This window comes from Salinivirga sp., assembly GCF_035268865.1.
Classification (GTDB): Bacteria; Bacteroidota; Bacteroidia; order Bacteroidales; family Salinivirgaceae; genus Salinivirga.
The window spans coordinates 51,316-64,202 of the sequence record NZ_DATFKB010000042.1 but is presented as its reverse complement, the minus strand read 5'-3'; the positions used below and the strand labels follow the sequence as shown (position 1 = coordinate 64,202).

At 41.4% G+C, this 12,887-nt stretch carries 10 protein-coding genes; 6 read left to right on the top strand and 4 right to left on the bottom strand.

Annotation, left to right across the window (positions count from 1 at the left end; translation table 11 throughout):
- Positions 1-65: 65 nt before the first annotated feature.
- The 3 genes from VJ937_RS02940 to VJ937_RS02930 form a co-directional block, all read right to left on the bottom strand.
- Complete coding sequence (locus VJ937_RS02940; RefSeq protein ID WP_324065407.1) at positions 66-1,280, bottom strand: 6-phosphofructokinase; 1,215 nt, start codon at positions 1,278-1,280, stop codon at positions 66-68.
- Positions 1,281-1,561: 281 nt separating this feature from the next.
- Entirely contained in the window at positions 1,562-3,616 is a 2,055-nt protein-coding gene (locus VJ937_RS02935) for a hypothetical protein (protein WP_324065406.1), read from the bottom strand.
- Between the two features lie 35 nt (positions 3,617-3,651).
- Positions 3,652-4,080 (bottom strand): hypothetical protein, encoded by a 429-nt coding sequence (locus tag VJ937_RS02930; protein WP_324065405.1) that lies wholly within the window; start codon positions 4,078-4,080, stop codon positions 3,652-3,654.
- Positions 4,081-4,224: 144 nt separating this feature from the next.
- Between VJ937_RS02930 and ruvB the strand changes: the two genes are divergently transcribed.
- Positions 4,225-5,244: a Holliday junction branch migration DNA helicase RuvB gene (ruvB, locus tag VJ937_RS02925; RefSeq protein ID WP_324065404.1), complete on the top strand. Its 1,020-nt coding sequence runs from the start codon at positions 4,225-4,227 to the stop codon at positions 5,242-5,244.
- Positions 5,245-5,320: 76 nt separating this feature from the next.
- On the opposite strand, the gene ettA is transcribed toward ruvB, so the two are convergent.
- Positions 5,321-7,012 (bottom strand): energy-dependent translational throttle protein EttA, encoded by a 1,692-nt coding sequence (gene ettA, locus VJ937_RS02920; protein ID WP_324065403.1) that lies wholly within the window; start codon positions 7,010-7,012, stop codon positions 5,321-5,323.
- Positions 7,013-7,122: 110 nt separating this feature from the next.
- On the opposite strand from ettA, the gene VJ937_RS02915 reads away from it, so the two are divergent.
- The 5 genes from VJ937_RS02915 to VJ937_RS02895 all read left to right on the top strand — a co-directional run bounded on the left by VJ937_RS02915 (position 7,123) and on the right by VJ937_RS02895 (position 12,849).
- Positions 7,123-8,367, top strand: a complete 1,245-nt coding sequence (locus VJ937_RS02915) for a hypothetical protein (protein WP_324065402.1) — start codon at positions 7,123-7,125, stop codon at positions 8,365-8,367.
- An 18-nt stretch (positions 8,368-8,385) separates the two neighbouring features.
- Positions 8,386-9,318: a DUF6263 family protein gene (locus VJ937_RS02910; protein ID WP_324065401.1), complete on the top strand. Its 933-nt coding sequence runs from the start codon at positions 8,386-8,388 to the stop codon at positions 9,316-9,318.
- Positions 9,319-9,483: 165 nt separating this feature from the next.
- Complete coding sequence (locus tag VJ937_RS02905; RefSeq protein ID WP_324065400.1) at positions 9,484-10,473, top strand: NAD(P)H-dependent glycerol-3-phosphate dehydrogenase; 990 nt, start codon at positions 9,484-9,486, stop codon at positions 10,471-10,473.
- Positions 10,474-10,548: 75 nt separating this feature from the next.
- On the top strand, positions 10,549-11,199 hold the full coding sequence (locus VJ937_RS02900) for a deoxynucleoside kinase (RefSeq protein WP_324065399.1): 651 nt from the start codon (positions 10,549-10,551) through the stop codon (positions 11,197-11,199).
- 39 nt (positions 11,200-11,238) lie between these two features.
- Positions 11,239-12,849: a dipeptidase gene (locus VJ937_RS02895; protein WP_324065398.1), complete on the top strand. Its 1,611-nt coding sequence runs from the start codon at positions 11,239-11,241 to the stop codon at positions 12,847-12,849.
- Positions 12,850-12,887: the final 38 nt, after the last annotated feature.

Below are 12,887 nucleotides of genomic sequence, written 5' to 3'. Positions count from 1 at the left end.
ACGCCCGCTGCATAAGCATGTGAGAGGAGCTCGCCCTGAAGGGGCGAAAGCATAAACTTAAACTACTACCACTCCAAAATACGTTTAAATACAAACTCTTCCGGATTAGGAAGGAACTCCCTCGCTGCTTCAATATCTTCTTCAGTAAGGTAATGCAGCATTTCGTAAACCGTACTCACCTTGTGCGAATTGATATTGACCAGCCTTGTTTTAATGCGTCCATTGGCATCACGCAAATCATCCAGATAGAGCGGGATAACATCTTTTTCCGGCGATTGGCTTACCATACATTTGGTATGCCCGGCTTTGAAGAGGGTATAAACACCTCGTCCAAGCTGAGAGGTATAGCTGAGGTCGAAACCAATGGGTCTGGCGCAGCGCATGGCATAACCAAGTTCTACAGGGCGTGATTTTTGGTCCAGTTTAAGCTCCTTTATCTTGCGCATTACCAGTTGGTTGAAAATATGTGCCTTACTCACCTGGTTGAGCTCGGGGTGGCCATGGGCGTCATATTCAAATTGAATTCCCGTTGCTTCCAGGTCGCTTTTCTCCAGAAAGTGAAATACCCCTTCGCTAATCATAGCCACGCCGTAGCGGATGTGCATCAAGCGGCGCTTCACAATGGATGATATTACGAGACGTACAATTTTGTCAATGGTGATGGCAGTTTTATTGAAAATTTCAGGAATGATAATCATGGGAAAGTGACAGGCAGCACCAATTCCAAAAGCCAGATGGCCGGCTTCACGGCCCATGGCGCACATTACGAACCAGTTTTGCGAGGTGCGTGCATCTTCATAAACTGTATTTCCCAGCGTTACACCGGTTTCTTTGGCTGTTTGGTAACCAAAAGTGGGGACACCCTCAGGAAGCGGAAGGTCATTGTCGATGGTTTTGGGCACATGGATGCTTTTCACATCCAAATCTTGTGTTTGCAGGTAATCGGCAAGGCGGGCAGCAGTTGAGGCGGTGTCGTCGCCACCTATGGAAACCAGTAAGCGCACATTGTGCTGTTTGAAGAAGCTGGCATCGAAATCGGTATCTTTGGGTTTAAACCGGCTCATTTTAAGCGCTGATCCTCCTTGATGAAAAATGCGATCGGCAAATTCAAAATCGATGTCCACCGTTTGCCGGTCTTCGCTCAGGAGTCCTTTAAATCCTTCATGGACACCAATTACGCGGTATTCGTTTTTGAGAAATACGCGGGCTGTGGTACTTACTACATTATTAATACCCGGGGCGGGCCCGCCGCCACAAATTATCGCAATAGCTTCCTGCATGATCTAAAATTTTTACAAAAATGGCTATTGCATTTTATGTATGAAAATAAATGGAGAGAATAATTTTTAAATAGCAAGAGGGTGTCTAAAAAGTCAAAAATCGTCGTTATTCCGAGGAGGAACGACGAAGGAATCTGTTGATTATTAATTCAAAAAGATTAGCTTCGCTGAGCTTGCACTCCGTGCTGCGGTTGCTTCACTTCGTTCGGAATGACGTTTTCAAACCTTTTTAGACACCCTCTTGTTGAATATTATATTTAAACAAATAAATATTCTAATCATTAATTCAATGCTTTCAACGCTTTTCCTGTTTTATTCAAAATAGGCTGTACCGAAAGTGGTTCGCCCACGGCTTCCATCATCCATTGTTTTGGCGTGAGGCGTCCTTGTTCAAAAATGCGCTGCACTTCACTCGAAAAGTCTTTGTCAGCGATGTATTCCTCCAGCTGGAACTCAATAATCTGTCCGAATGAATATGCTGAGAGGTAAAGTGGACTGGCAATCATGTGAGAATAGATACCTTGAAGTGTTTCGTCTTTTTGGCCGAATACCGGTGCGTAGAATTCATTCCAAACCTCTTTGGAAATACGCATTACTGCTTTTTTGAGGTCTTTGGCTGTAGCGTTAGGATTGGCGTATAGCCATTTCCATACGCGCTGATCCACAAGTCCTACGCCCATAATTTCGAATAAGCCCCAGCATTTATCCAGTGTTTTCAAATGCTCCTTGTTGGCGTTGCTGGTCGCCATACCCAGAATTTCAAGGTCCCGGCTTTGGAACATAAAGGCAAGTGCTTCAGTAAAACCTGTGTTGGGTACACCATTCATTGTATAGTAATCCACGTCATACAATGAGATGGTTTGTTCTACATTGTGACCAAATTCATGTATGGCAATGTTGTAACCTTTATAATTCATGCCTGATTCAGGGATTCTAGTGCGTAAGTGCGCTTTTTCTCCTTTCATGCTGGCACCCCAGGCATGACCGGATCCACGTGCAGGGTCAACGGCAATTTTGTTGGCAAGGTAGGTGGCTCTATCATTAGGAAATCCCAGTTTTTTAAGAATATTGGGCAATTCATTTTCCATTGCCATGGCATTGGGGAACCATTGTTGCGTAGCTTCATTCAGTTTGTCCTGGTCAAGTGAACTCCGTGTTTTAAATCCATCGTACCAAATGTCGAATGGTTCCAGGTTTCTACCCAGCCTTTTGCTGATTAATGCCCCTACATCCTTTAGTACGGGAGAAGACATATATTCGACGAAAAGTTTTTCGGTCTCCTCCTGTGAAATCTCCATGTTGCCGGAGAATTTGCGTTTGATGTAGGTATCAAGTGTCGGATAGTATTTGTCCATGGCCTTAACTGCATGAAATAAATTCAGCATGTGCTGGTAACGAGTGTTGGGCTCTGCTTTACCCTGTTTGGGTTCTCCGGCAAGTGTTACTTCGTTGGTAAAGGGATTCCATTCCGGCTCTTTATTATTGATCACGGTTTCAGGAATGCTTTGATCCACAATGCGCTTCATTACACGGTAAAGCGTGCGCTGCTTGACCAAACCATTTTTTTTGTCGGCATAGTTAGATTTTATTTCGTCTCTTATATTCCAGTGTGAGAGTAATTTCATGCCTTCGGGAAAAAGTTTCTCTCCCTTTTCACTGAATAGCTGACCAGCAAAAATATTGTAATCAGCAATATACATGTCAGCAGCGGTTTCGGTCTCGCTATAGTTCATTTTCATTTTGGCTGGCACACGTGCTGTAAAGCGGTCTCCCATGCGTGCATAGGCCCATTCCTTACGAGTCCAGTCTGCACCCAGTTTATTTTTTTCTGCCAGTGTGTACTGCGGAAAGTTAAGCGTCACCATAAAAGCAATTTTATTTTTATATAAATCGCTTTTTACATGCGATCCGGCACTGTAAGACCCGAATTTTTGGTCAACTTTAGTGATTTCTCCCATGTCAAGGTGTAGCGGTTCCAGCAATTCCAGGCTGATTTTGTTAAAATGTCCGTCCAAAATTTCGAAATTTCTGGAAAGTTTCTCAAAGGCTAAATGGCGCGCTTCCTTATCGGCAATAAAATTATTTTTGCAGAAGCTTGCAAAGGTTTCACTATCTCCATTATTTGGAAACCATAATGATGCGGTCTGTTCTACACCTCGCGCGATGCGTGCCTGGTTTACCTCTGGGTGTGCTTTAGCAAGCTCGTTGGTAACCTCTTCAATAGTTGACTGGTCAATGACAGATTGTAGTTGATCTGTGCCTTTTTTTCCTGTTTGCTGACAAGAGAAAGAGAGTATTGCAGCAAAAATTGTAATGACTAAAATGGTCGTTCTCATCTTTTTATGATTTTGAGTGCTTATGATTGTGAATATTAAATTAATTTTCTGATATGTTTATGGGTGAATTCCATGGCATACTCTTCCAGCTCATTTACCGTTTTACGGTGTTTTTTGAGCTTTTCCATGTCTTCGTCCTTTTCATTTAATGGGTGGATTGTTGGTTTGTGGTGAATCTGAGCTTTTGGGAATTTGTTAAGCGTTAATTTGTGTGCTTCCTCAGTCAGCGTTATAATGTGATCAAACTGATCGTTTTCTATTGAATCAAGTGCTTTGCTTTTGTATTTAGTAATGTCAATTACCGCTTCCATCATAGCTTTTGCTGCGATAAGGTTCAGTTTTCCTGATTCCAGTCCTGCACTTTTAATTTCAGCATCTGATTTTGCATAATATTTCAACCAGCCTTCTAATATGAGGCTTCGGGTTTCATTTTTGTCTGATAGTATGAGTACTGTTGTTGCCATAGGTAATCAAAAGTAATATTTTGGAGTTGAAAATAAAAAAGTGCTCAGAACATTATTTTATTCGGATGAATCTTCATTCCCTGTAATGAGATTTCCAAATCATTATTGAAATGTGTATTTTTACCTTTTAAAATAGCACAAACGATGAGTGAAGAATTTGATATAAGGGCGCAAGGGGCATCAGAAGATCAGGATTTTGAGCAGCAGCTACGTCCATTTACATTTGATGATTTCAATGGGCAGACTAAAATACTGGAAAACCTTCAGATATTTGTTCAGGCTGCAAAAATGCGTGGTGATGCGTTGGATCACGCGCTTTTGCATGGTCCACCCGGACTCGGTAAAACCACACTGGCAAATATCATTGCCAACGAACTCAATGTAGGCTTCAAATTAACAAGTGGTCCGGTACTTGATAAGCCGGGCGATTTGGCTGGTATTCTTACCAGTCTTGAACCGCATGATGTGCTTTTTATCGACGAAGTTCACCGTTTGAATCCCATTGTGGAAGAATATCTTTATTCTGCCATGGAAGATTTCAGAATTGATATTCTTATAGATAAAGGACCCAGTGCCCGCACGGTGCAACTCAACCTGGAGCCATTTACAATGGTAGCTGCCACTACTCGTTCAGGCCTTTTGACAAGCCCTCTGAGGGCGCGTTTTGGTATAAATCTTCACCTTGAATATTACGATGCAGAGGTTATTAAGCGTATTATACATCGTTCGGCCGGTATTTTGAATATTCCTATTCACGATGATGCCGCGGAAGAAATCTCTTCACGAAGCCGCGGAACTCCGCGTATTGCCAATGCTCTGCTCAGACGTGTGCGCGACTTCGCCCAGGTTAAAGGTAATGGAGAAGTGGATAAAGATATTGCTATGTATTCACTGGAAGCACTCAATATAGATAAATATGGTCTTGACGAAATGGATAACCGCATTCTGACAACCATAATTGATAAGTTTCAGGGTGGCCCTGTCGGGTTAAATACAATCGGAACGGCAATAGGAGAGGATGCAGGTACAGTTGAGGAGGTATACGAACCTTTTCTTATCAAGGAGGGGTTTTTAAAACGTACGCCCAGAGGGCGCGAAGCAACACCACTGGCCTATAAACATCTTGGGAAGATTGATCCGGCAAGTCAGGGGAATTTGTTTTAAAAACCCTGAAATTCCAAACCCCAAAAATCTTTTGTTTTCTTCTATAGCTTGATTGTTGGGATTTGGAAATTGGATTTTAACGTGTTAGCTTTTTGTACTTGATCCGCTTTGGAATGATTTCTCCGCCCATGCGTTTCCTCAAGTTATCTTCATATTCTGAATAGGTTCCTTCGAAAAAGTGTGCTTTCGAATCACCTTCATAAGCTAATATGTGCGTGCAAATTCGGTCAAGGAACCACCTGTCATGGGATATTACCACCGCACAGCCCGCAAAGTGTTGTATGCCTTCTTCCAGTGCCCGCAATGTGTTTACATCAATGTCGTTTGTCGGCTCATCAAGCAGTAATACGTTGGCTTCGGTTTTGAGGGTCATGGCCAGATGTAAGCGGTTTCGTTCCCCTCCTGACAATACACCAACCTTTTTTTGCTGGTCGGGTCCGCTGAAATTAAACCTGCTGGTATATGCCCTTGCATTAATACGCTGGCCACCTACCTCAATTTCTTCTTCACCACCGCTTATGACCTCATAAACTGTTTTCTCAGGGTTAATATCTTCATGTTGTTGATCTACATACCCAATTTGAACGGTTTCTCCTAATTTTATTTCTCCTGATGTGGGTGTTTCTTCTCCCATTATCATTCGGAAAAGCGTGGTTTTACCAGCACCATTTGGGCCTATAATGCCCACAATGCCCGCCTGGGGTAGCTCAAAGTTCAGGTCTTCAAAAAGTAACCTGTCTTCATAGGCTTTCGATAAATTAATGCCTTTGATGACTTCGCTGCCCAGCCTTGGTCCGTTGGGAATGGGGATTTCTACGTTTTTTTCTTTTTCTTTTATGTCTTCGGCAAGCATGGCCTCATAGTTGTTTAATCTTGCCTTGCCTTTACTTTGTCTGCCTTTGGGGCCCCGGCGTACCCATTCAAGTTCGTTATTAAGAGCCTTTTGTCTTTTTGACTCTTGTTTTTCTTCTTCCTGCAAACGGTTCATTTTTTGCTCCAGCCACGAAGAATAGTTTCCTTTAAAAGGAATACCTTCGCCCCGGTCAAGCTCAAGTATCCAACCAGCTACATTATCCAGAAAATAACGATCGTGGGTTACAGCAATAACAGTTCCTTTGTAGTGTTGCAAGTGTTGTTCGAGCCAGTGAACCGATTCTGCATCGAGGTGGTTGGTGGGCTCATCGAGCAGTAAAATATCGGGTTCCTGTAACAGTAAGCGAACAAGAGCAACTCTGCGGCGCTCTCCTCCGGAGAGTATTTTTACCGGTGTGTCGCCCGGAGGGGTGCGCAGGGCATCCATGGCCAGTTCAAGCTTTGAGTCTAAATCCCATGCGCCTACCTGGTCCAGCTTTTCCTGTACTTCACCCTGCCGCTTTACCAGTTGGTCCATCTTATCGGCATCATTCATTACATCTTCATCCATGAATGCTGCGTTTATTTGTTCGTATTCATTCAGTAGGTCTACTGTGTCCTGAGCACCTTCTTTAACAATTTCCATTACTGTTTTTTCTTCGTCGAGGTAAGGCTCCTGTGGCAAATGTCCCACTGAATAACCTGGGGAAAAATGTACCTCGCCCTCATGCTCTTTGTCTAAACCTGCAATTATGCGCAGTACAGTTGATTTTCCTGCTCCGTTCAGACCCAATATGCCAATTTTAGCTCCATAGAAAAATGAGAGGTATATATCTTTGAGGATTTGTTTACCTTGCGGTGTTTTTTTGCTCACATTTACCATGGAGAAAATCACCTTTTTGTCATCAGTACTCATGTATTATAGGTTTTAATTTTGATGCAAAAGTAATGATTTAAGATACGGAAAGGAAATAACTCTTTGTAATAAAGTGATGTTTGCTGCTATTTTTATAATTTCGTATTATCATGAATACTACAATAATAAAAATTCTCTTAGTTGCAGGGCTTTTCGGAATGGGTGCTTGTAATCCTGGAACTAAAAAACAGGCCCCAGACCATGAATCGCAAGAAATAGTCTATTTGTCCGATGTTGCTGTGACAAAACCTGAAACTTCTGGTGATAAATGGCCTGTAGTGCTGTTTTTCGATGCGCAAGCCAGGGGGACACAATTTATAAATGCTTTTGGTTTACCCCTTTCAGATGCAGGTTTTGGTGTGGTTGCTTCAAATCAATGGAAAAATGGGACGAGTGGTGCATTGTCGCAAAAAATTGTAAAAAAGATGCTGGGCAGAGCCGCCTCAGAGGGTGCAGACATGAATCAGGTTTATGTGGCTGGGTTCAGTGGCGGTGGGCGTTTTGCACAAGTGTTGGCGCAATCTGGGCTTTCTGTACAAGGGGTCATAAGTCTTGGGGCAGGAGGTGCAGCAAAAAAGGAAATTACTAAACCTGTGGTATCCATTGCTGGAATGAATGATTTTAACCTGAGAGAAGTCCTTCAATATGCGTTAACTGATCAGTATCATGAACCAGATTTATGCATGGTATTCGATGGCGGGCATGAATGGCCTCCGGCAGATGTTTTTATGGCTGCGCTGAGTTGGTGTAAAAATCCAGGCACAGACCTGGCATTTAGTTCGAAAGATACCACCTTGCGGCAATTGAACCATTACTTTCTGCTGAAGTCAAAAGGTGATAACGCAATTCAGAACAATCCAGGTATTGGTAAACAAGTAGAGCCCATGCTCGAGCAGCTAAAAATGGAGTTTGCTGAAGAACTTAAAATTCAAAATGATTTAAAGCGGAATTTTGGTACAAATTCAAAAGGGTTTTGGCTTAAATGGCTAGATCAAATTGAGCAGTCTGGTAACAGTATGCATTTTCAGGCACGGGTTCGTCAATACATGAGTTTATTGCAGTATATGGCTGTTGACAATTACATCAGGCAGAAGCAGTTCGCAAAAGCTGAGCAAAGTCTGGACATATACAGGAGAATAGACCCTCGTAATCCTGATGTTGAATTTCTTGCTGCCAAAAGATTTTTGAAAATGGGTAAGAATAGTGTTGCAGTAAAGAAACTAAATGAGGCTGTTGAAAAAGGGTATAACAAATATCAGATCATAAGTAAGAGTGAATTCTCTAGAAAATTGAGCGATAGCAATGATTTTATATTAACTTTAAAACAAATTTATCCTGATAAAAAGACTTATTAACTAAACACAATTGACATTATGAGAAAAGTTCTGATTTTTTGGGTTGCGGCCCTTTTTATGGTGGCCTGCCAAAATGGAAACAAACAGAATAATGAAGAAACAGGTAAATCTTCAGTTACAATAAATTATGAAACTGAAAGTGGTATTCCTGAATTTTCTGCCACTAGCGACGAAGCTGTGAAGTTGCAATATTATTTCACTGAAGGCGATTCAGCTCATATGATTATGGAAACAGAAATGAACATGGAAATGATGGGACAAAAGATGCCCATGCAAATGACCATGGAGAGTAATTATAAAATTAATGAGGTAACTGAAAATGGTAATGCCAAAATTGGTGTTGAATTTACGCGTGTTGCTGTTTCTATGGATGGTCCGCAGCCTATGAAGTTCGACTCCGATAGTGAGGAAGATATGGAAAATAATCCAAGTGCCGGTGTTTTTACCTCTTTACTCAACAATGAAATTTCCTCTGAAATTACACCCAGCGGAAAAGTTGTGGAAATGAATATGGATGCCATTATGGATAACCTTCCGGCTGAGCAGGGTGCGCAGGTAAAAGGACAGTTGGAATCAATGTCTGACCAGTTTGCACAAAACGCTTTTGTGGCCCTTCCTGATGAGCCTGTAAAAGAAGGCGATGTATACGATGCCGGTATAATTGAAACCGGAAATTCCGGAATGAGTATGAAGGTAGATATGAAATATAAAGTTCTAAGCATTAGCGAAGACAAGCGTTATGTGATACTTGAACCACAGGGAGAATTTATAATGGAAAGTATTCAGGAAGGCGTTGAAATGTCTGCCGAAGATAATACCATTGGTGGCTGGGTATTATTTGACCTTGAAAGAGGTTTTCTGGAAAGTTCAGATATGAAAATGTTTATGAAGCTGACAGCTAATCAGATGGCGATTAAGATGGATATGAATATAAAAATGCGCATGGAATAGTGTGTAAATTAAATGTATTTGTGAAGTGCCTTGCAATAAGCATATTGCAGGGCATTTTTTTGTTTGGAATGCTGTTTTTCTGCCTTAAAATTGATATTCAACCGGGATTCTGTTTATTTTGTAGTTATAAATAGGTAGCACCTGCTACCATTAAAATATTTGACCGTGAAGACGACAATTGGTGTTATTGGTAGTGGAAGCTGGGGAACAGCCCTTGTTAATTTACTTACTCAAAACGGATACCATGTAAACTGGTTTGTTCAATCCCAGGAAATACGGGAGCATGTATATGAATATGGTCATAACCCCCATTATTTGTCATCTGCCTCATTAAATATGCCAAGGCTGAGGGTTACTATTAAAATAGATGACTTAATTGAGGCCTCATCTATTATTATTCTTGTCGTCCCATCTGCATTTCTGCATAGCGTTTTATCAAAATCCACCTATCCGTTAAAGGACAAAAAAGTAGTTTCTGCAGTAAAAGGCATCATTCCTGAGTCAAATGAAATTGTAGCTGATTATTTGTTCAGGGAGTTCAATGTGCCCAGAGAACATTTTGCTATGATTGCAGGTCCAAGTCATGCAGAAGAGGTTTCTTCTGAGAAGCTAACCTATTTAACTGTTGCTTCTGAACATGTTGATTTGGCAAAAGAGCTCAAGTTGCTTCTGAAAAACCATCATATAAATGTTAAAATCTCTCACGATATAGTAGGTACTGAGTTTGCTGCTGTTGCCAAAAATGTGTATGCCATTGCTGCAGGAATATATCATGGCCTGGGCTATGGCGATAACTTTCAGGCTGTGCTTGTTTGTAATGCCACTCAGGAAATGCGTGAGTTTATGTCAAAAGTATGTCGTGTAAATGCGGACATCATTGAGTCGGCTTACCTGGGTGACCTACTTGTTACCATGTATTCGCAATACAGTAGGAACCGGAATTTTGGTGTAATGATTGGAAAGGGCTACAGTGTTAAGTATGCCCGTATGGAGATGCTTCAAATTGCCGAGGGATATTATGGCGCAAAAGGCCTTGCTCATTTTATGGAAAAATTAAACATTGATATGCCCATTGCAGAAGCTGTTTTTAATGTGCTCTATGAAGGGCAGAACGCTTCAAATGTTTTCTCTGAATTGACCAATGACCTTTCGTAAAGATCCCAATAATAAGTCTTTTTCGACCCTTCAGGAAATTTTCTTTTTGAGCTACTTTTTTTATATCTTCGTTTTATGACCGAGAAGCCTGGTTCAAACTATCGCTACATAGTTGTTGAAGGAAATATTGGTGCCGGAAAAACTACGCTTACAGAAGCTTATTGCCGGCATTTAAACGCAAAAGAAATTTATGAGCAATTTGTGGATAATCCTTTTTTGCCCCTATTTTATGAAAATCCGGACAAATATGCCCTTCAATTGGAGCTTTCTTTCCTTGTAGAGCGGTTCAGACAGCTTAAAGAAGAACTTGAAAGCAGTTTGTTTCACGATGCCATTGTAGCTGACTATTATCTTAAAAAATCGCTGATATTTGCCTCTACAACACTTGATGAAGCTGATTTTAAATTGTATGCACGGATATTTCATTCTATGACCAGTACGCTGCCGGAACCAGATATTGTAATTTATTTGCACCAAAATCCTGAACAACTACTTCAAAATATTGCCCGTAGGGGCAGAACCTACGAAAGTAATATCTCTAATACGTATCTTGAGCAAATTCAAAAAAGTTACTTCAGATTCTTTAAGCAGGTTTCAGCTTTCCCGGTTGTGGTGGTCGATTGTCAGAATATTGATTTTGTAGCTGATAAAGCTTATTTAAATAAATTACTTGACATACCGTTTCAGCGTTTTAATAAAGGATTTAACGTCTATGACCTGAATTAATTTTAATAAAACTGATAATTAAATTTAAAATACTTGAAAATGAGACACATTACAATTTTAGCCTCTATTTTAATCATCTTCTCTATTACAGTAAATGCGCAGGATAAAAGCGACTGGAAAGGTGGATACCCTGAAGGTTGCACTTCTATAACTGTTGGCAAAAATGCCAGCTCAGACGGTTCTGTGATGACATCGCATACTGATGACAGCCACAGAACCAGAAGTTGGATGGATATTGTACCTGCCAAAGACCATAAGCCCAGTGAGCGTTTTACCGTTTACAAAAGAGAATCTACCGATTCCCTTGTGATGCCGGCATATGCACATATTCCAATAGGCAGTATACCACAGGCCGAGCATACTTACCAGTTTATAAATACTGCCTATCCCTGTATGAACGAGCATCAGCTTGCAATCGGGGAATCAACTTTTGGCGGACGTGAAGAGCTCTTTAGCAAAGAATGCAAAATCGACTGTCAACGATTGGTTCAGTTAATGCTTGAGCGTGCCACTACTGCAAGAGAAGCCATCAAGCTTGCCGGCCGTTTGCTCGCCGAACACGGATGGCGCGATTATGGTGAAGCCCTTACCATTGCTGATCCAAAAGAAGTATGGCACTTTGAGGTTGTTGGACCGGGTAAAGGAAATGTAGGTGCTATTTGGGTTGCCCAACGTGTACCAGACGATCATATTTCTGTTAATGCCAACGCTTCTACAATTAAAGAAATCGATCTGGACAATCCTGATTATTTTAAAGCATCAGATAATATCTACAGTTATGCAAAAGCACAAGGTTGGTGGAAGGAAGACGAAACTTTTCGATTCTGTGATGTTTATGCACCTGAAAGTCGTAAATCTGTAGCTTCACGCAGGCGCGAATGGAGGGTTTTTGACCTCCTTGCTCCATCGCTCAATTTGAGTCCCACATCAGAGAATTATCCCTTTTCTGTAAAACCCGATAAAAAGGTGTCGGTTGAAGACATGCGCCGCGTATTTAAAGACTATTACCAGGGCACGCCTTACGATATGCGTAGAAATATAACCACAACAAACGAAGATGGAGAAAGCGTTATTTCACCTTTGGCCAATCCTTTCCTGCCTTATGATCAACTCGATATAGATGACGTGAGTGGTGGTTGGTACCATGTGAATGACGATGGACACATTCGCTTTCTTGGTGAACGAACCATAGCACGCTGGTACACCATGTATGGAACAATTACGCAGAGCCGCGACTGGCTTCCCGATGATGTAGGCGGTGTTGTGTGGCTTGCACAGGATAATATCGCTTCTTCGGTTTATATTCCAGTGTATTGCGGTGCGACCGATTTGCCCGAATCGTATAAAACGCCTGGTCGAATAAACGGTTATACACGTGAATCGGCATGGTGGGCATTTAATAGGCTTGGTACGCTGGCAGCTCAGAGATGGGGCGATATGCATAAGGATTTGGATGCTGTATGGAATCCGATGCAGAAAGTATTTATTGATGAATTAGAGGAAACCGACGAAAAGGCCAAAAGCATTAAAAACACCAAAAAACGCAGGGAGTTTTTAACTAATTATGTGATTGAGAAAGGAGAGAAAGTAGTTAAAAAAGCCTGGGAATTAGGAGATTATTTGTGGACTAAATACGACGAGAAATTTTAATCATATAGTAACTACAGGGTTTATTTAAATCAATTTCT